The sequence below is a fragment of the Mesorhizobium sp. WSM4842 genome (genome assembly GCF_055901575.1).
On record NZ_CM148372.1, the window covers coordinates 1,902,409 to 1,921,494 of the forward strand.

General features: G+C 63.0%; 18 protein-coding genes. 9 read left to right on the top strand and 9 right to left on the bottom strand.

The features are described 5' to 3' along the window. Positions 1-3 precede the first annotated feature (3 nt). Positions 4-1,590 (top strand): gamma-glutamyltransferase, encoded by a 1,587-nt coding sequence (gene ggt / locus AC0NIE_RS09120; RefSeq protein ID WP_473487802.1) that lies wholly within the window; start codon positions 4-6, stop codon positions 1,588-1,590. Here the strand turns inward: ggt and AC0NIE_RS09125 are convergent. The 5 genes from AC0NIE_RS09125 to AC0NIE_RS09145 form a co-directional block, all read right to left on the bottom strand. Next, complete coding sequence (locus AC0NIE_RS09125; RefSeq protein ID WP_473487803.1) at positions 1,584-2,387, bottom strand: ABC transporter ATP-binding protein; 804 nt, start codon at positions 2,385-2,387, stop codon at positions 1,584-1,586. The genes ggt and AC0NIE_RS09125 overlap by 7 nt on opposite strands. Continuing rightward, on the bottom strand, positions 2,384-3,211 hold the full coding sequence (locus tag AC0NIE_RS09130; RefSeq protein ID WP_473487804.1) for an ABC transporter ATP-binding protein: 828 nt from the start codon (positions 3,209-3,211) through the stop codon (positions 2,384-2,386). Before AC0NIE_RS09130 ends, AC0NIE_RS09125 begins: the two co-directional genes overlap by 4 nt. After that, positions 3,208-4,038 carry an ABC transporter permease gene (locus AC0NIE_RS09135; protein WP_473487805.1) on the bottom strand — a complete coding sequence of 277 codons (831 nt, stop codon included), beginning with the start codon at positions 4,036-4,038 and terminating at the stop codon, positions 3,208-3,210. Before AC0NIE_RS09135 ends, AC0NIE_RS09130 begins: the two co-directional genes overlap by 4 nt. Next, a complete protein-coding gene (locus AC0NIE_RS09140; RefSeq protein ID WP_473487806.1) occupies positions 4,035-5,021 on the bottom strand; it encodes an ABC transporter permease in 987 nt (328 codons plus the stop codon). Before AC0NIE_RS09140 ends, AC0NIE_RS09135 begins: the two co-directional genes overlap by 4 nt. Positions 5,022-5,111: 90 nt before the next feature. Beyond that, complete coding sequence (locus AC0NIE_RS09145; protein WP_473487807.1) at positions 5,112-6,722, bottom strand: ABC transporter substrate-binding protein; 1,611 nt, start codon at positions 6,720-6,722, stop codon at positions 5,112-5,114. A 278-nt stretch (positions 6,723-7,000) separates the two neighbouring features. Here AC0NIE_RS09145 and AC0NIE_RS09150 point away from each other — a divergent pair, with 278 nt between their 5' ends. After that, positions 7,001-8,188, top strand: coding sequence for a M24 family metallopeptidase (locus AC0NIE_RS09150; protein WP_473487808.1), 1,188 nt, complete (start codon positions 7,001-7,003; stop codon positions 8,186-8,188). A gap of 231 nt (positions 8,189-8,419) precedes the next feature. Here AC0NIE_RS09150 and AC0NIE_RS09155 read toward each other — a convergent pair whose 3' ends face one another. Genes AC0NIE_RS09155 through AC0NIE_RS09165 form a run of 3 tightly spaced genes read right to left on the bottom strand, consistent with a single transcriptional unit; the run spans position 8,420 to position 10,981 of the window. After that, positions 8,420-8,839 (bottom strand): cupin domain-containing protein, encoded by a 420-nt coding sequence (locus AC0NIE_RS09155; RefSeq protein ID WP_473487809.1) that lies wholly within the window; start codon positions 8,837-8,839, stop codon positions 8,420-8,422. Between the two features lie 4 nt (positions 8,840-8,843). Continuing rightward, a complete protein-coding gene (locus AC0NIE_RS09160) occupies positions 8,844-9,773 on the bottom strand; it encodes a phosphoenolpyruvate hydrolase family protein (protein WP_473487810.1) in 930 nt (309 codons plus the stop codon). An 11-nt stretch (positions 9,774-9,784) separates the two neighbouring features. Further along, the gene (locus tag AC0NIE_RS09165) at positions 9,785-10,981 is read right to left on the bottom strand and encodes a Tm-1-like ATP-binding domain-containing protein (protein WP_473487811.1); all 1,197 of its coding nucleotides are present in this window, start codon (positions 10,979-10,981) and stop codon (positions 9,785-9,787) included. 112 nt (positions 10,982-11,093) lie between these two features. On the opposite strand from AC0NIE_RS09165, the gene AC0NIE_RS09170 reads away from it, so the two are divergent. The 7 genes from AC0NIE_RS09170 (at position 11,094) to AC0NIE_RS09200 (ending at position 17,790) form a co-directional block, all read left to right on the top strand. After that, on the top strand, positions 11,094-11,777 hold the full coding sequence (locus tag AC0NIE_RS09170; RefSeq protein WP_473487812.1) for a TetR/AcrR family transcriptional regulator: 684 nt from the start codon (positions 11,094-11,096) through the stop codon (positions 11,775-11,777). A 359-nt stretch (positions 11,778-12,136) separates the two neighbouring features. Further along, positions 12,137-13,453, top strand: a complete 1,317-nt coding sequence (locus tag AC0NIE_RS09175) for an ABC transporter substrate-binding protein (protein WP_473487813.1) — start codon at positions 12,137-12,139, stop codon at positions 13,451-13,453. Between the two features lie 73 nt (positions 13,454-13,526). Beyond that, a complete protein-coding gene (locus AC0NIE_RS09180; RefSeq protein WP_029348308.1) occupies positions 13,527-14,432 on the top strand; it encodes a carbohydrate ABC transporter permease in 906 nt (301 codons plus the stop codon). A gap of 1 nt (position 14,433) precedes the next feature. Continuing rightward, the gene (locus tag AC0NIE_RS09185; RefSeq protein WP_292192860.1) at positions 14,434-15,393 is read left to right on the top strand and encodes a carbohydrate ABC transporter permease; all 960 of its coding nucleotides are present in this window, start codon (positions 14,434-14,436) and stop codon (positions 15,391-15,393) included. Next, complete coding sequence (locus tag AC0NIE_RS09190) at positions 15,390-15,599, top strand: hypothetical protein (RefSeq protein WP_192355369.1); 210 nt, start codon at positions 15,390-15,392, stop codon at positions 15,597-15,599. Before AC0NIE_RS09185 ends, AC0NIE_RS09190 begins: the two co-directional genes overlap by 4 nt. Beyond that, entirely contained in the window at positions 15,596-16,705 is a 1,110-nt protein-coding gene (locus AC0NIE_RS09195) for an ABC transporter ATP-binding protein (RefSeq protein WP_473487814.1), read from the top strand. The genes AC0NIE_RS09190 and AC0NIE_RS09195 overlap by 4 nt, the downstream gene beginning before the upstream one ends. After that, the gene (locus AC0NIE_RS09200) at positions 16,705-17,790 is read left to right on the top strand and encodes an ABC transporter ATP-binding protein (protein WP_473487815.1); all 1,086 of its coding nucleotides are present in this window, start codon (positions 16,705-16,707) and stop codon (positions 17,788-17,790) included. The genes AC0NIE_RS09195 and AC0NIE_RS09200 overlap by 1 nt, the downstream gene beginning before the upstream one ends. A gap of 301 nt (positions 17,791-18,091) precedes the next feature. Here the strand turns inward: AC0NIE_RS09200 and AC0NIE_RS09205 are convergent, their stop codons facing one another. Then, complete coding sequence (locus tag AC0NIE_RS09205; protein ID WP_473487816.1) at positions 18,092-19,063, bottom strand: AraC family transcriptional regulator; 972 nt, start codon at positions 19,061-19,063, stop codon at positions 18,092-18,094. Positions 19,064-19,086: the final 23 nt, after the last annotated feature.

Below are 19,086 nucleotides of genomic sequence, written 5' to 3' on the forward strand. Positions count from 1 at the left end.
TGCATGCGTGATTTCCAACTCCCCGGGCGCTCGCCGGTTCGTGCGACGGAAGCGATGGCCGCGACATCGCACCCTCTGGCGACGCTGGCGGCGGTCGAGATGCTGCGGTCTGGCGGCAATGCAATGGATGCAGCCGTGTGCGCGGCGGCGGTGCAGGCGGTCGTCGAGCCGCAATCGACCGGTATCGGCGGCGACTGTTTCGTCCTCTACTGTCCCAACGGCCAAGGCGAGGTTCTGGCCTTCAACGGCTCCGGCCGCGCACCTGCAGCAGCAGAGGCGCAGTGGTATCTGGACAGGGGGCATGACGAACTGCCTGAGTCCGGTCCGCACGCAGTCACCGTGCCGGGCGCCGTCGACGCCTGGTGCCGGCTGCTCGAGGATCACGGCAGAAAGGGCATCGACGCCGCGCTCGCACCCGCCATACGTTACGCCGAACAGGGCTACGTCGTCCAAGACCGTGTGGCCTTCGACTGGGCTGAAAGTGCTGCCTTGCTGGCCGCCGACGAACATGCCGCGCGGATTTTTCTGCCGGATGGAAAGGCGCCACTGGCCGGCGAACTGCACCGGCAGCCGCAACTGGCCGACACCTTGCGCATCGTCTCGCGCCGCGGTCGTGCCGGCTTCTATGAAGGCGAGGTCGCCGATGACATGGTGTCGCGTCTGCGTGCTCTCGGTGGGCTGCATGCGCTCGAGGATTTTGCGGCTACGAAGGGCGACTATGTCAGGCCGGTCGGCACATCCTACCGGGGCTACGACATCCATCAGATGCCGCCGAACAACCAGGGGCTGACGGCACTGATCATGCTGAATGTGCTGTCGGGCTTTTCGCTCGGCTCTCTGGAGCCGAACGGCGCCGAGCGCTTTCACCTCGAGATCGAGGCGGGGCGGCTTGCCTATCAGGACCGCGACAATTTCATCGGCGACCAGAACCAAGTCCATGTCCCCGTAGAGCAGTTGTTGTCCAGATCCCATGCGGACCAGCTTCGCGCCGAGATCGATCCGGCGCGCGCGATGACGCATCTGCCACGCCTGGAGCTTCAGCCGAGCGATACGGTCTACATCTCGGTGGTCGACCGCGATCGTAATGCAGTCAGCTTCATCAACTCGACCTTTTATTCGTTCGGCAGCGGGGTGGTCGGCCCCAGGAGCGGGGTCGTCCTGCAGAATCGCGGCAGCAGCTTCCGCCTGGCGGCGGACCACCCAAACCGAATCGCCCCGGGAAAACGCCCGATGCACACCATCATGCCAGGCATGGTGACAGCCAAGGGCCGGGCGATCATGCCGTTCGGCGTGATGGGCGGCGGCTACCAGCCGTTCGGCCATGTCCACCTGCTCACCAACATGATCGATTTCGGCATGGACCCGCAGGAGGCGCTGGATGCGCCACGCGTGTTCTACAGACAGGATACGGTGGAGGCGGAGCGTGGCGTTCCGGCCGATGCAATCGCCGGCCTGCGCGAGCGAGGCCACCAAGTGTCCATCGCGACCGAGCCGCATGGCGGCGGCCAGCTGGTGCTGATCGACTGGGACAAGGGTACGCTTACCGGCGCCTCCGATCCACGCAAGGACGGTTGCGCGCTGGGTTACTGACAATCGGCCGCGTCCTGCGTGCTGGTCCTGTTCAGCTTTGGCGCTGCCGCCACCAGCGCCTTGCCGATCGCCGACTGCGGGGCACCGATGACCGCACGGGCATTGCCGCTCTCGGCGACGCGGCCGCCATCGAGAATGACGACACGATGAGCGATGGCGCTAATAACGCCAAGATCATGCGAAATGAACAGATAGGCGATCCGTTGCTCGCGTTGCAGATCGAGCAGCAATTGCAGGATCTGTCGGCGCACCGATACGTCGAGCGCAGACACCGCTTCGTCGAGCACGATCAGCGACGGCATTGTGGCGATGGCGCGAGCAATCGCTATGCGCTGGCGCTGGCCGCCCGAGATCTCGTGGATGGCGCGGCCGGCGAGATCAGCGCTCAAGCCGACACGCTCGAGCAGAGCAGCGATGCGGTGCGGGCGCTCCGGTCGAGAGGCGACGCCATGGATGCGCAAAGGATCGTCAAGCACGCGCGCTACCATGGCGCGCGGGTTGAAGGCGGCGAGCGGGTCCTGGAACACCATTTGCAAACGCGCGCGCCGTGCGCGCAAGGCAGCGCCGTTCAGGGACAGGAAATCGCCGCCCTCGAACTCGATATGGCCGGCGTCCGGTTCGATCAGCCGCAGCACCAGCCTGGCGATCGTCGACTTGCCGCTGCCGGACGGCCCGGCCAGCGCCAGCGTCTCGCCGGGCTCGATGTGGAAGGAAATGTCATCGACGGCGGCGATCGTCTTGTCGCCACGACGATATCGTTTGGTCAAGCCGGAAACGGCCAGCAATGGACTGCTCACCTCGTCGCTCCTGCCTGCCGCAGCAGCGGTTCGGCATCGAGGCCGAGATGGGCGTCGAGCAGCGCTCTTGTGTAGGCGTGGCGCGGGCTAGCGATGATCTGCGCCGTCGCACCGAGCTCGACCAGCTCGCCGTGCCGGAACACGGCGATGCGCTCGGCCAGCTCGGCGGCCAGCGCGATGTCATGGCTGACGAACAGCAGCGTCATGCCGTCCTCGGCCACCAATTGCCGGATCAGCGCGACGATCTCGGCCTGCACGATTGTGTCGAGCGCGCTGGTCGCCTCGTCGGCGATCAGCAGTTTCGGACCGGCCGCGATCGCTGCGGCGATCGCCACGCGCTGCTTCTGGCCGCCGGAAAGCTGGTGGGGATAGGCGCGCAGAGCGGCCTCCGGGTCGGGCAGGCGGACGCGTCCAAGCAGGGTTTTTGCCTTGGCATAGGATTGCGACCAAGTAAGGCCGAGATGCGTATTCGCGACTTCCGCGACCTGCTCGCCGACCGCCATCACCGGATCGAGGCTGGCCGACGGGTCCTGAAAGACGAAGCCGATATCGCGGCCACCGAGTGGGGTGTGGGTGGACCGGGTAATGAATTCGGATGGCGGCGACTGCAAAAACCAGTCGATACGGCCTTCAATCCTGGTGGATTGCGGCAGCAGCCCGGCAATGGCCAGCGCCAGCGTGCTCTTGCCCGAACCGCTCTCGCCGATGATGGCGAAGCGTTCGCCGGCGGCGACATCGAAGCCGACATGTTTCAGCGCCGCCACCTCGCTGCCGTCACGGCGATAGATCACCGTCAGATCGCGGATCGAAAGCAGCGCCGTCACGACAGGCTCCTTCTCACCGCCGCCGTCTCGACGAAGCCTTCACCGGCGAGATAGACGCCGAGCACGGTCAGCACGAGCGCTACGCCCGGAATGATCGACAGGAAAGGCGCGGTGCGCAGCACGGCGCGACCTTCGGCGATCATGCCGCCCCAGGTCACGCGGTTGGGGTCGCCGAGGCCGAGAAACGAGAGGGCCGCTTCGGTGAGGATCGCGGCGGCGACGATCACCGACGACAGCGCCAGCACCAGCGGCAATGCGTTGGGCAGCACTTCGCGAAAGGCGATCTCCAGCGGATGCATGCCGATGACACGGGCGCCGGCGACAAAATCGCGCTCGCGGATCGACAGCACTTCGGCGCGGGCAACACGCGCCGGCCCCGTCCAGGCGCCAAGCGCGATCGCTGCGACAACGACGCCGAGCGACGGCCCGACGACACTGACGAAAGCCAGCGCCAGCAGGAAGCTCGGCACGGTCTGGAAGGCGTCGGTGATGCGCATCAGCACCTCGTCGACGAGGCCGCCGGCAAAGCCCGCCAGCGTGCCCACTATTGCGCCGACGGCAAGGGCTGCGGCTGCCGCCGCCAGCCCGACCGCCAAGGAGGTACGGGCGCCGTGGAGAAGCTCGGCCAGCACATCACGGCCGAGCCGGTCGGTGCCGAGCGGCAGCGACCAGTCCTGAAAGGGCGGCAGCAGCGCCGGCCCGGCAATAGCCTGCGGATCGCCGGGAAAGAATAGCGACGCCGATAGCGCCATGGCGAACAGCGCTACCAGAATGATCGCGCCGGCGATCGCTTCCGGCGTGCGAAGAAAGCGGCGAAACGGGCTCACGCGCTGGTCTCGCTGGCGCCGACGCGCGGATCGAGGAAAGCGTAGGCGATATCGACGAGAAGGTTGATGATGATAACGAGAACGGCGCTGACGAGAATGATGCCGAGCAGCAGCGGCGTGTCGCGCGCCGCCACCGCCTCCTGCGCCAGCCGGCCAAGGCCGGGCACCGAAAAGACGCTTTCGATGACGACGCTGCCGCCGAGCATCTGCGCCGATTGCAGGCCGAGCATGGTGACCAACGGCAACAGCGCGTTGCGGGCGACGTGAGCGAGCACGATGCGGCGGCGGGAAAGCCCCTTGGCGCGAGCGGCGAGCACAAAATCCTGCCGCCAGACTTCGGCCACGCCGGCGCGCATCATGCGCAGATAGAGTGCCAGATAGATGAAGCCGAGTGCGGACACCGGCAGGATGAGATGGCGGGCGATATCGGCCGCGCGGTCGAGGCCGGTCTTGCCCGACGCGATGCTCTCGATGCCGCCGATCGGAAACCAGCGCAGGTCGACGGCAAAGATGATGATCAGCACCAACCCGAGCCAGAAGCCCGGTACCGCATACAGCGCCAGCGAACCGATCGACAGGAAACGGTCGCGAAAACTGCCGGGCCTGGCGCCGGCATAGATGCCGAGTGCCGAGCCGAGCCCGAAGGAGAGCGCGGTGGCGCTGCCCATCAACAGCAACGTATTGGGCAGGCGTTCGAGGATGACGTCGCGGATCGGCCGCGAGAAGGTGACCGACTGGCCGAGGTCGAGATGCAGCAGCGCCCAGAGGTAGTTCGCCAGCCGCGTCAACGCCGACTGGTCGAGGCCCCAACGATGGCGCAGCAATTCGATCATGCCGGCGTCACCGCCGGTCGAGACGATATAGGCGTCGACCGCGTCGCCGGGGGCGGCTTCCAGCAAAAGGAAAGTGCCGATCACGACAATCAGCAGCACGAAGACGCTGCCGACGAGGCGACGGCGAAGGAGGAGAACCGCGCGGGTCATGGTGGCGCCGGCTGCTTGGCGGTGTGCCGATCGTGAGATGCGCTGCGCCCCACACAGATTTCGCTGCGAATTTTCATCCGCGCGATAGTGTCACGATTCCAAATAAGTGTCCGCCCAGTTCGACACCGCCCAGCGCGGGTTGTTGGCGACATTCCCCACCGTGTCTCTGACAACGCTGATGAAGCTCCATTCGGCGACATTGATCAGCGGCAGGTCGGCTGCGACCTTTTTTTGAAACTCCTTGTAAAGTTCCGTCCGCACGGTGGGGTCGAGCGTCTCGGACGCCTTGGCGATGAGGGCGTCGAGTTCGTCGTTCTTGTAGCCGCCCTGGTTGGAGAAAGGCACGCCGTCCGGAATGCCGCTCTGCACCAGGATGGTAGTCGAGATCGCCGGATCGCCGCGGAACACCGGCGGCCCGACCGCAAGGTCGAAGGCGTGGTCGGTGTAGACCGCCTTGATATGCGCGGCCGAGTCGTTGTTGACCAGCTGGGCGTCGATACCGATGGCGGCCAGCGCCTGGCGCAGATAGTCGCCGAACTGCTTGGTTTCGTTGAAATAGGGCGCCGGCAGCAGCTTCAGCGAAAAGCGCTTGCCGTCGTCTCGCTTGCTGTAGCCGGCTTCGTCGAGCAAGGCGTTGGCCTTGGCCACGTCGAAGGCGTAGGTCGGCACATCGGCCGTATAGAATTGCGGATCGTTCTTCGGCACCGGGCCGGTGGCTGTCGCGGCGTAGCCGAGGAACACCGTCTTGACGATGAAATCCTTGTCGATGGCGTGGGCGATCGCCTGGCGCACCTTCAGGTCGGCAAGCTCCTTGCGGCGATGGTTGATCTCGACGACGAGTTGATAGGTCAGCCCCTCATAACCCTTGGTGATCACCTTGAGGCCAGGTACTTTGGATATGCGGTCGAGATCGGCCAGCGGCACAGCGGAAAAGGCGGCGAGCTGGATTTCTTCGGCCTCAAGCGCGCTTGCCGCCGAAGTGCGGTCGGGCAGCACCTGGTAGATGATTTCATCGAGATAGGGCTTGTCCTTGCCCCAATAGTCGGCATTCTTCTCCAGCCGGTAATATTCGCCTGGCTTGTGTTCGACGAATTTGAACGGGCCAGTGCCGATCGGTGCGTTGTTGGCCGGGTTCTCTTCGATCTTTCCGGTCTCGTAGATGTGCTTCGGCACCACGCTGCTCAGCGCCGGCAAGGCGTTGCGGATCAGCTGGAACGGTGTCGGTTTGGCGAATTTGAAAACCGCCGTCAGTTCGTCCGGCGTGTCGACCGCCTCCAGATCCTTGAACACGGTGCGGCCGAGATTCTGCAGCGGCTTCCAGATTTGCAGCGCCGAGAACGCGACGTCGGCGGAGGTGAAGGGTTTGCCGTCGTGCCATTTGACGCCCTCGCGCAATTTGAACGTCACCGACAGGCCATCGGCGGCGCCCTCCCAGCCTATCGCCAGGCGCGGGTCGAGCCCGTCCTTGCCGTCGAAGGACGCCTCGGCCAGCGTTTCCACGATTTTGCTCGAGATAAAGAACACACCGTTGGAAGCGACGATCGCCGGGTTGAGATTACGCGGCTCGGAATCGGCGGCGACAACCAGCCGCCCGCCTTTCTTCGGCGTCTGTGCCAGACCGATGGTCGGCAGCGCCGTCGAGGCCAGCAGGAATGCCGAACCGGCAAGCATGGTGCGCCTGGAAATCGTGACATCTGACATGATCGAACTCCGTCCCTCTCAGCCACCCGGCCGGGTGGCCCAGTACCCTCGGACGCCGGACGGCATCCTTGCAAGGATGATTATGAGCCTTGCCGAGGGTTTCGCCAGAGACGGATTTGGCGCATCCTCATGTGGCTTTGAAAATTTCGTCCGCTGGACCAGTTACAGGGAAGCGGTTCAATCCGACCTTATCTGGTAGGACCAGACTTATCTAGTAGAACCAGACTGGGCACCGCCGGCGATCCGACCGGCCGGCCAGGGAATTCAGGGAGAGAAAGATGAACGTCGCTCCGGGTAAGAATGCCGTCAGCACCATCCCGTTCGACCAGGCCAGGGTCGATCGGCTGATGGAGGAGGCCGGTATCGATGTTCTGCTCGCCACCTCCAAGCACAACACGCAATATCTGCTTGGCGGCTACAAGTTCATCTTCTTCGCCGCCATGGATGCGATCGGCCACAGCCGCTATCTGCCTATCGTGGTCTACGAGAAGGGTGGGCCGGACCACGCCGCCTATATCGGCAACCGCATGGAGGGCGCCGAGCACCAGAACAACCCATTCTGGACGCCGACCTTGCACGCCGCCTGCTGGGGCACGCTCGACGCCGCCAATCTCGCGGTTGAGCACCTGACGAAAATCGGCAAGGGCAACGCCCGCATCGGCATCGAGCCGGCTTTCCTGCCGTCGGATGCCTACACGCTGATCCGCAAGGCGTTGCCGGACGCCAAGCTGATCGACGGGACTGATATGCTGGAGCGGATGCGGGCGATCAAGACGGAAGCTGAGCTGGAGAAGCTGCGCACCGCCTCTGAACTGATCACCGATTCCATGCTGGCAACCATTGCCTGGGCACGCGAAGGCACGACCAAGACCGAGATCATCGAGCAGTTACGGCGCGAGGAGACCAATCGCGGCGCGCATTTCGAATATTGCCTGCTGACGCTCGGCGCCAGTCACAACCGCGCCGCCTCGCCGCAGGTATGGAAGAAGGGCGAGGTGATGTCGATCGATTCCGGCGGCAATTATCACGGCTATATCGGCGACCTCTGTCGCATGGGCATTCTGGGCGAGCCGGATGCCGAACTCGAGGATCTGTTGGCCGAAGTCGAGGCGGTGCAGCAGGCGGCCTTTTCCAAGGTACGCGCCGGCACGCTGGGTGGTGACATGATTTCCTACGCGCAAGGCGTGCTGAAGAAATCCAAGGTCGCGCCCTATACCGATTTCTTTGCGCACGGCATGGGGCTGATCACGCATGAAGCGCCGTTCCTGATGACCAACCATCCGGTGACCTATGAAGGCACCTATGCCGAAAAGCCGCTGGAGAAAAACATGGTGCTCTCGGTCGAGACGACGATGCTTCACCCGACGCGCGGCTTCATCAAGCTGGAGGACACGGTGGCGGTCACCGACGCTGGCTACGTCATGTTCGGCGACCGGGGCAGGGGCTGGAACCGGGGTGGAGTTTGACAGCCCTGCAATGAAGGCGCTGCCCCCTCACCCGGATTGCCAACCGAATTGCAAGGGCAATTCGGGACAATCCGACCTCTCCCCGAAGGGAGAGGAGATCGCCAGCGACGGCGCCTACCTCTTCTCCCGTCGGGGAGAAGGTGGCCGCCCACGGGTCTTGCCTCCGGCAAGCCCGAGGACAGGCCCCGCGGCCGGATGAGGGGGCAACTCCAAATGCGATTAGTGTAGAGATCACTTCCCACCCGGCGGCAGCAGCGTGAAATCCGGCAAGTCGCGCAGCGCCAGTTCCGGCCCGGCCGGCGAATAGACGACGAACAGCTGCATGGGCGCATCGCCGGTGTTCAGCGTCGAATGGAAGCGGCTTTCCGGCACATAAATGGTGCAACCCGGGCCGACCTTCTCAACGACCGGATTGCCGTTCTCGTCTTCGACCATCTGCTCGCCATTGCCTGATATGACAAAGATGATCTCTTCAGCACCTGGATGATTGTGGCGCGTGTGGCCCTTGCCGGACGGCAGGTCGACGACGCCGCCGGAAAAACGCGTCGCGCCGTTCACTTCGGGAGCCACCGTCAGCGACAGTCTGCCCCAGTTGAAGCCGAAGGCGCTGACATCCTTCGGATACACGAATACCTTGCTCTGGTCGGTCATCGTCTCATCCCTTCCTTTTCTTGGCGACAGTTTTTGTGCCGCTTTGTCTTTTTGTTTTAGCGTCGGATTTTCCCAAAGCCGGTTCCCACTTTTGGGTCCGATGCTCCAGCATGACGGCCTTGAAATCCGCAGTCTGCCTGGCGATCGCCGTTTCTGCCGGCAGCCGCTCCATCGAACTGGCGCCGTAGAAACCGTGCAGGCCCTTGCAGCGTTCGAGGATGTAGCGGGCATCGTCCGGCATCGAGATCGGCCCGCCATGGCAAAGTAGGATGACATCCTTGCGCACGACACGCGCCGCTTCAGCGATCGCGTCGATCTCCGTCACGCAGTCGTCGAGCGATTTGGCCGACGTCGCGCCAATCGAACCGCCGGTGGTCACCCCCATATGGGCGACGACGATGTCGGCGCCGGCCTTGGTCATGGCGCGCGCTTCATCGGGGTTGAACACATAGGGCGTGGTCAGGAGATCGAGTTCGTGTGCTGCGGCGATCATGTCGACCTCGAGCCCAAAGCCCATGCCGGTTTCCTCGAAACTTTGCCGCATCTGGCCGTCGAACAGGCCGATGGTCGGAAAGTTCTGCACGCCGGAAAAACCCATCGTCTTCAGCTCGGCTAGCAGCAGCGGCATGATGACGAAGGGATCGGTGCCGTTGACGCCGGCCAGCACCGGCGTCTTCTTCACCACCGGCAGCACCTCATAGGCCATTTCCTTGACGATCTCGTTGGCGTTACCATAGGCGAGCAGGCCGGCGGCCGAGCCGCGCCCGGCCATGCGGTAGCGGCCGGAATTGTAGATGATGATCAGGTCGATGCCGCCGGCCTCCTCGGCCTTGGCCGAAAGGCCGGTGCCGGCGCCGCCGCCAACGATCGGTACGCCGCCGGCAATCATCTTGCGGAACTTTTCCAGAATCTTCTTGCGTGGTATCGCGGCCATGGCTTCGGCTCTCACTGTCTGGCGATGTCGAGGAAAGCCGCAACCGCAGCCTTGGCGAATTCGGGGTCGTTGATGTGCAGCGGCAGGCGCGTCACTCGGCGCGTGTTATCCGGCATGATCGTACGTTCGATAGCCTCGAAGAGTGCTGCATCGGCTTCAGGGTCGAAGAAGGCGCCGCCTTCGATGTCAAGCGCCGAGACGCCCTTTTCGGGAATGAGGAACCGGACCGGTCCCTCGCAAAGGCTCAGTCTTGCACCGATCCATTCGCCGATCTTGCGGCTTTCGTCGGGGGTCGTGCGCATCAGCGTCACATTCGGATTGTGCTCGTAAAACAGCCGCCCGCTATAGCGTTGTGGAACGGTCGGTGGCGCCCAGAAATTCACCATATCGAGCGCGCCGACCGAGCCGACATAGGGCAGTTTCGTGCGGGCGATCGCTCCGAAGCGGTCTTCGGTCGCCGGCAGAACGCCGCCAAACAGGAGGTCGCAGACTTCTGTCGTCGTGATGTCGATGACGCCGGACAGCAAGCCGCTGTCGGCCAGCTTCTCCATGCTGCGGCCGCCGGTCCCGGTGGCGTGGAAGACCATGCAGTCATAGGTCGAACGAAGCTGCTCGGCGATGGAAGTCACGCATGGCGTTGTGACGCCGAACATGGTGAGGCCGATCGACGGTCTGCCGTCGGGTGGCGGCGGCGGTTTTGCAGCCATGCCTGCTATCGCCTGGGCGGCATTGTGCAGCACGACACGAGACAGCCGGTTCAGGCCGGCCATATCGGTCACCGACGGCATCATGACGATGTCGGAGACATCGACGTAAGGTGCGGTGTCGCCCGAGGCGAGCGTCGAAACCATGATCTTGGGCAGACCGAGCGGCAGCGCGCGCATGCCTGATGTGATGATCGAAGTGCCGCCACCACCGCCGATGCCGATCACAGCTGATATATCGGCGCGCGATTGGACAAACCGGGTGAAGGCGATGGCCATTGCCGCCACCGCGGTGCCGCGATCGTCGCTGCCCAGCACGGCACTGCTGCCATCGGGATGATGGCCGGCGACCTCTTCGGCCGAGATATCGACCGGCACGGTCGCGTTGCGCGTTCCAACATCGACGCGGACGACAGCAGCACCGGTGGCGGCGACCGCATCGGCAAGAAAGGCGAGTTCTTCACCCTTGGTGTCGGCGGTGCCCACCACATAGACGCGCTTCATTGCGTTTCCCCGGTTCTAGGCGCGCTCGGCGTTGCCGCCTGCCGCTCTTTGCCCGGCCGTTCGGCATCGCGAAGACCATTGCAATTTTTTGAGACGCGCGTATCGTATTGACATGAATGTCTCACGTCAACAAGCGGCGGTTTCCGACGATGCCGGTTCTGGGGCCGCACGTGGACCGCGCGCGCGCACAAGACGGTTGATGCTGGATACGGCGACAAGGCTGATGCAGGCGGGCGCCACGCCTTCGGTCAGCGAGGTCGCCGAAGCGGCGGAAGTCTCCCGCGCCACCGCCTATCGGTATTTTCCAAGCCAGACGGCGCTGGTCCAGGCGGTGGTCGACGAAGGGCTCGGGCCGATCCTCACCTGGAAATCGGCCTCGACCGATCCCGAGCGCCGCGTCGTCGAACTGTTCGATACCGCCATGCCGCGCATTGAGGCCTTCGAGGCGACCTTCAAGGCGGCGCTGAAGCTGTCGCTCGACCAGTGGGCGCGGCGGCAGGCAGGCACGCTGGGCAGCGAGCCGGCCTTCACGCGCGGCCATCGCGTCGATCTGCTCAAGGACGCGATCGCACCGCTCAAGAACCGGCTGCCGCCACGCGAATTCAAGCGCCTGGCACAGGCCCTGTCGTTGATCTTCGGCGTCGAAGTGCTCATCATACTGAAGGATATATGGGGGCTGGACAGCCGCAAGATGATGTCGGTAGCGCAATGGGCAGCCGGCGCCCTGGTACGGGCTGCAGTGATGGAATCGATGACCGGCGGAGGCAGAAGCGCGCCGGCGACAGCTGCGGAATAATATCGATCTGGTTCGACCAGATGGGGATGCCGATTACTGACAATAGTCGGTGCGCCGTAGCGCGAACAAGGCTCTTGCGTATCAAGGAGTAGGAAAATTTAAGAAAAACAGACAGATGTTGGTGGATTCCGCTTGTCTGAGGGCCTGCTACCGTCCAAGAAAGAGCTTGACGTGCGTCCGAAATTGGTAATACCAGATCAGGACAATATAGCGGATTAAAAGTGAGGGCTGCGATCCATTTCCGGCTGGCGAAGGAGGCTCAAAAACCGGAACGGCGCCATCACGGGAGGAACTACCAGGGCCGGCCTCGCCGCCGGCTCGCATGACACGGTAGAATGCGCACAAGGGAGGAAATCATTATGCGCAAGACAATGACCAGCATGCTTGCTGGTATCGGCTTAGTGCTCGCCTGCGGAACGTCCGTCTACGCGCAGGATAAGGAACTCACCATATTCTGGGCTGAATGGGATCCGGCGAACTATTTGCAGGAACTCGTCAACCTTTACGAGGCCGAGAGCGGCGTGAAGGTCACGGTCGAAACCACGCCTTGGGGCGACTTCCAGACCAAGGCATTCACCGAGTTCAACGCCAAGGGCAGCGCCTACGACATGGTGGTCGGCGATTCCCAGTGGATCGGCGCCGCATCCGAGGCCGGTCACTACGTCGACCTCACCGACTTCTTCAACAAGCACAATCTGAAGGAAGTGATGGCGCCGGCGACGGTGAAATACTACGCCGAATATCCGGCCAACTCCGGCAAGTACTGGTCGATCCCGGCCGAGGGTGACGCAGTCGGCTGGTCCTACCGCAAGGACTGGTTCGAAGACCCCAAGGAAAAGGAAGCCTTCAAGGCCAAGTACGGCTACGATCTCGACGTGCCGAAGGATTTCAAGGCGCTGCGCGACATCGCCGAATTCTTCCACCGTCCCGACGAGAAGCGCTACGGCGTCGCCATTTATACCGATAACTCGTATGACGCTCTGGTGATGGGCGTCGAGAACGCCATCTTCTCCTTCGGCGGCGAACTTGGCGACTATGCCACTTACAAGGTCGACGGGATCATCAACTCCGAGCAGAACGTCAAGGCGCTCGAGGCCTACAAGGAGCTCTATTCCTTCACCCCTCCTGGTTGGGCCAAGAGCTTCTTCATCGAGGACAACCAGGCGATCACCGAGAACCTGGCGGCGATGAGCATGAACTACTTCGCTTTCTTCCCGGCGCTTATCAACGAAGCCTCCAACCCGAATGCCAAGGTCACCGGCTTCTTCGCCAATCCTCCTGGACCGAACGGCGATCAGTTCGCCGCGCTCGGCGGCCAGGGCATCTCCGTCGTCTCCTATTCCCAGAATCAGGAAGAGGCGATGAAGTTCCTGGAATGGTTCATCAAGGACGAGACGCAGAAGAAATGGGCGGAACTCGGCGGTTACACGGCAAGCGCCAAGGTGCTCGAGTCGCCTGAATTCCAGAACGCCACGCCTTACAACAAGGCCTTCTACGAAACCATGTTCAAGGTGAAGGACTTCTGGGCGACGCCGGAATATGCCGAGTTGCTCATCCAGATGAACCAACGCGTCTATCCGTACATCACCGGCAATCAGGGCACGGCCAAGGAAGTGCTCGATTCGCTCGCCGCGGATTGGAACGCAACGTTCAAGAAATACAACCGCGTGAAGTAAACGGCATTAACGCTCGGAGGGGGCGGGAGCCCGCCCCTTCCGTTTTCTTTTCCGGACAAGGAAGGAACGGGCCTTGGCCACTGCAGTCATGACCACGCTGGATCCCAACTCGCGCTCCGCCGCCCGCGGCATGAGCGACCTCACGATCCGCAATCTCTTCATCATTCCGACGATCGTTTTCCTGATCGTCTTCAACATCTTTCCACTGATCTATTCGCTCGGCTATTCGTTCACCGACTTCCGCGCGTCGAGCCCCGCGGCGGCCAATTTCGTCGGACTGCAGAATTACCGCGAGTTGCTCAACGACCCGTTCATCTGGTCGAATTTCGCCATCACCGCCAAATATGTCATCGTCTCCGTAGTCGGCCAGGTCATCGTCGGCTTCGGCGTGGCGTTGCTGCTCAACCGCGATATCCCGTTGAAGGGCCTGCTGACGACACTGCTGCTGTTGCCGATGATGCTGTCGATGGCCGTCGTCGGCCTGTTCTGGAAACTGCTCTACGATCCGTCCTTCGGCATCATCAACTATACGCTCGGCCTTGGCTCCTTCGAGTGGCTGTCCAACCCCGACATGGCGCTCTACGCGGTTGCCATCACCGACATCTGGATGTGGTCACCCTTCGTGATGCTGCTGTCGCTCGCCGGCCTGTCGGCGGTGCCGAAGCACCTCTACGAAGCAGCCGCGATCGACCGCGCCGGCTCGTTCTATACCTTCTTTCGCATTACGCTGCCCTTGGTCGCGCCGATCCTGATGATCGCGATCATCTTTCGCACCATGGAGGCCTTCAAGACCTTCGATCTTGCCTACATCCTGACCAGCCAGCCAACCACCGAGGTGATCTCGATCCGGCTCTACAAGATGGCGTTCCAGGAATGGCAGACTGGGCGCTCCTGCGCGCTCGCCTACATCGTGCTGATCATGATCCTGGCGATCACCAACATCTACGTCAAATACCTGAACAAGGTGAAGGAGCGCTAGCATGGCCGCTGTCACCACCTCTGCCGAGCGTTCGCTCAACAAGCTCGCCATCGTCGGCGTGCTGATCGTCACGATGATCTTCCTGGCGCCGATCTACTGGATAGCCTCGACGGCGTTCAAGCCGCGCAATCTCGCCACCACCATCCCGCCGACGGTGGTCTTCCAGCCGGAGATATCGCCCTTCGTAAAGCTGTTCACCAAGCGGTCGCAGTTGCGCACTGCGCCGACGCCGGAACAATACGCCGCCGCCCCGTGGTGGGAGCGGCTGGTGTTTGACGGCGGCGAGAAGGTGGTGCGCTCGGGCAGGGGCGAGGTGCAGTGGTCCGGCTATCCGAGCCGCTTCATGAATTCGCTGATCGTCGCCATCACCTCGACGATCCTCGCCGTCGGCATGGGCACCTTCACGGCTTACGGGTTCTCGCGCTTCAAGATAAAGGGGGAACAGGACCTGCTCTTCTTCATCCTGTCGACGCGCATGCTGCCCCCGGTGGTGGTGGCGATCCCGATGTTCCTGATGTACCGGGCGGTTGGCCTCAACGACACGCATTGGGGCCTGATCATCCTCTACACCGCGTTCAACCTCAGCTTCTCGGTATGGCTGATGAAGGGGTTCATGGACGAAATTCCGAAGGAGTACGAGGAGGCGGCCCTCGTCGACGGCTATACGCGCATGGAGGCCTTCTTCAAGATCGTGCTGCCGGAGGCGGCCACCGGCATCGCCGCCACCGCCGTGTTCTGCTTCATCACGGCGTGGAACGAATATGCGTTCGCGCTGATCATGACCAACCGACGCGCCCAGACCGCGCCGCCGTTCATTCCAAGCCAGGTCGGTTCCGGGTTGCCCGACTGGACGGTCATCGCGGCCGGCACCTTCCTGTTCCTGCTGCCTGTCGCCATCTTCACCTTCCTGTTGCGCAACCACCTCCTGCGCGGCATGTCCTTCGGAGCGATTCGCAAATGATCCGCCATGCTACAATCCAGCGCACGGCCGAGATCGTGATGGTGTGCGGCATCATCGCGCTCTGCCAGCCGTGGAATCTCTTCCTGCACCGCTACGGCCTGACGATCATCATCGTCGGGCTGCTGACGTTCATGATCACCGGCTGGGTCGGTCCAAGGCAGAAGCCGCAAGCGACCGGCCGGCCGGAAAAAGAAGGTCACGCATGACCCAGATCGAGCTTCGTGGCGTCCAGAAATTCTTCGGCGCCGTTCAGGTCATCAAGGACCTCAATCTCAAGGTCGACGACAACGAGTTCATCGTGCTGCTCGGCCAGTCGGGCTGCGGCAAGACGACGACGCTTCGCGCCATCGCCGGGCTGGAGACGATCGACGGCGGCGATGTCCTCATCGACGGCAAACCGGTCCAGCATCTCAAGGCTGCCGACCGCGACATCGCCATGGTCTTCCAATCGTTCTCGCTCTATCCGCATATGAGCGTCTACGAGAACATCGCTTTTCCGTTGCGCGCCATGCGCAAGAGCAAGGCGGAGATCGACGGCGAGGTGCGCTCGGTCGCCAAAGTGCTGCAGATCACCGACCTGCTCGGCAAGAAGCCGTCGGCGCTGTCGGGCGGCGACATGCAGCGCGTGGCGATCGGCCGGGCGCTGGTGCGGCGGCCGAAGGCGATGCTGATGGACGAGCCGATCGGCGCACTCGACGCCAAGCTGCGCGAGGAGATGCGCGCGGAGATCAAGCGGCTGCACATCAAGCAGGGCTCGACCACCATCTACGTCACCCACGATCAGATCGAGGCGATGAGCCTTGCCGACCGCATCGTCATTATGCATGAGGGCGTTCTGCAGCAGGTAGGCAGCCCATCGGAAGTGTATACGCACCCGGCCAATTTGTTCGTCGCGCAATTCGTTGGCTCGCCGGTGATGAACGTCGCCAACGCGGCGGTGACGATGAACGGCTCCGGCGCCAGGGTCACCCTCGACGGGGCCGCGGAAGGGTTCCTTTTCCCGGCCGAACTGGGCGGCCAGCTCGACGCCGCGAACGTCGGGCAGGACCGCCTTGCACTCGGCATCCGCCCCGAAGGCGTGATGGTCTCGCGCGAGCCGGCGGACGGTTACCTGCCGGTCGAGGCGCACATCATCGAACCGCTTGGCTCCTACGATATCGTCGACCTCAAGGTCGGGGCACAGATGTTGCGCGCCCGCACCCGTTCCGGTTTCGTCGGCAAGCCGGGGGTTCAGGTTTTCGCCAGGCTCGACCCGGCGCAGGCGCACTTCTTCGACACGACAAGCGGCAATTCGCTGGGGGTGAGACTCTGATGGCCCATATCCAGCTCAAGAATATCTCGAAGACATTCGGCAATCACACCGCATTGACCGGGCTCAATCTCGACATTGCCGACGGCGAGTTCTTCGTGCTGCTCGGCGAGACCGGCGCCGGCAAGACGACGACGCTGCGCATGATTGCCGGCCTGGAAAAGCCGGATGAGGGGCAGATACTCATCGACGGCGCTGATGTCGCTGACTGGGGTGCGGCCGAGCGCGACGTGGCGCTGGTTCTGCAGCAATACTCGCTCTACCCGCGCTACACGGTGCGCGAGAATCTCGAATTCCCGCTGAAGCCGAAAATCCGCCGCATCGAGCCCGACGAGATCAAGACGCGCGTCGATCGCGTTGCCAGGACCTTGCGTATCGAGCATCTGCTCGACCGCAAGACGGATCGCCTCTCTGGCGGCGAGATGCAGCGCGTCTCGATTGGTCGCGCCATCGTCAGGAAGCCCCGCGTATTCCTGATGGATGAGCCGCTGTCGGCGCTCGATGCCAAGCTGCGGGAGGCGCTGCGTACCGAGCTGAAGAACATCCAAATGAACCTTGGTCAGACCTTCCTGTTCGTCACGCACGACCAGATCGAGGCGATGTCGATGGGCGACAAGGTTGGCGTGCTCAACCATGGCCGCATCGTCCAGACCGGCACACCGTATGAGATCTATAACAATCCGCGCGACACCTATGTGGCGAGCTTCGTCGGCTCGCCGCCGATGAACCTCATCGACGGCAAGCTCGTCGACGGCCGCGCGGTGATGGCACCGCTGAATTTCGAGCTGCCTTTTACGGGGGGTGCCAAGACGAGCGGTGCGACCGACGGTCGCCCGCTCGTCTTCGGTATTCGTCCCGAGGATGTCTATCTCGAGGGCGGGGCGCCGGTGGAAGCGCGCGTCCACGATGTCGAGAACCATGGCGTCGAAAAGATCCTGACGCTGCGGGTCGGCGACGCCATGCTGCGCGCCACGGTGCCGGCCAGAACCGATGTCGAGATCGAGCAGCCGGTGCGCTTTGCCTGGGATCCGGACAAGGTGGTGCTGTTCGACAAGGGGAGCGGGATAAGCCTTCGTCACGCAGGCTAACAGACTGCTTGGAAACTCTACTCCGGCGGCCATCTGATGGCGTTTTCTGTGCTTCCGGTGCTCACGGACCCAAATGTCCGCTCCGCTCCGGTTCTCGAAACCACCACCATATGACTCGCCGGAGCGACTTTCGAAACAGTCTCTAAGCGCGCCTGCTGGGCGGGAAGGATGCTAGAGCGGGATGCGTTCAAACTGAACGAGGCATCCCGCTCTATCTATTTGTTTTAGCCGCATTTCTGCGACGCCAAGTGATTCCACTTGGGTGCAAAATGCTCTCGCGGCTTGAAGCCTTTGGCCAGGTTTAGCCGGCTTGACGGGTCTCAGCCTGTTCCTCGGCGCGGAAATGGCTGGGAGCCGATCCGATGACGCGCTTGAACGCCCGGCTGAAGGACGCGTCGGATTCATAACCGAGGCGCGCGGCGACGACGGAAATCTTCAGCCGGTCGCGGACCAGCCATTGCCGTGCCTGGTGCATTCTCACCTGGGTGACATATTTTGCCGGGGTTTCGCCGACGATCGTTGCGAAGCGCTCGGCGAAACCCGATCGCGAGGCGCCCATCATCCTGGCGAGCGTTTCCACGGTCCAATCGCGGTCCGGTTCGAGGTGGATCGCGGCCAGCACGCGGCCGATCTCGCGGTCTCTCACCGCCGCGATCCATCCGGACGAGTCGCCGCAGCCGCGCTCGACCCATGACCGGATCACGGTGGCCGCCAGCACATCGGCGAGCCGGGCCAGAATGCCGCCGGATCCGACGCGCTCCATCGTCACTTCGCGCGCCATCGCCTCCAGCAGATGCGGGATGCCGGGTTCATAGGCTTCCAACTCGTGCGCGCGCATCACGTCCGGCATCATGCCGAGCAATGGGTGCAAACCGTCGAGATTGAAATACATGCTGCCGAAAAACAGCAGCGTTCCCGGCCGGCGACCTTCATTGGACATGCAGTAAACGTCCTTGCAGACCTCGGCGACTTTGTAGCCCTGGATCGGCGAAGCCTCAATGCCCGGCTCGCTCGCCAGGACGTGTGCTGCACCGCGCGGCAACAGCACCGCGTCGCCCGCCTTGAGCTCCACCCATTCGCCAGAGGGCTGCAGCAGCCAGCATCCCTTGCGGCCGATGAAATGGAACCGCGCCGCCGTCTGGGCCGGAAACTGGAGGCCCCAGGGCTCCTGCATTTCACAGCGGCCGTATTCGACGCCGTCGAGCCGTAACCCGCGCAATATGTCTGTCAGCGGATCACCGGTGATCGGAACTTTGGACGAATAGTCAAGCATGATGGTGTTTCTAGCATGGAAAC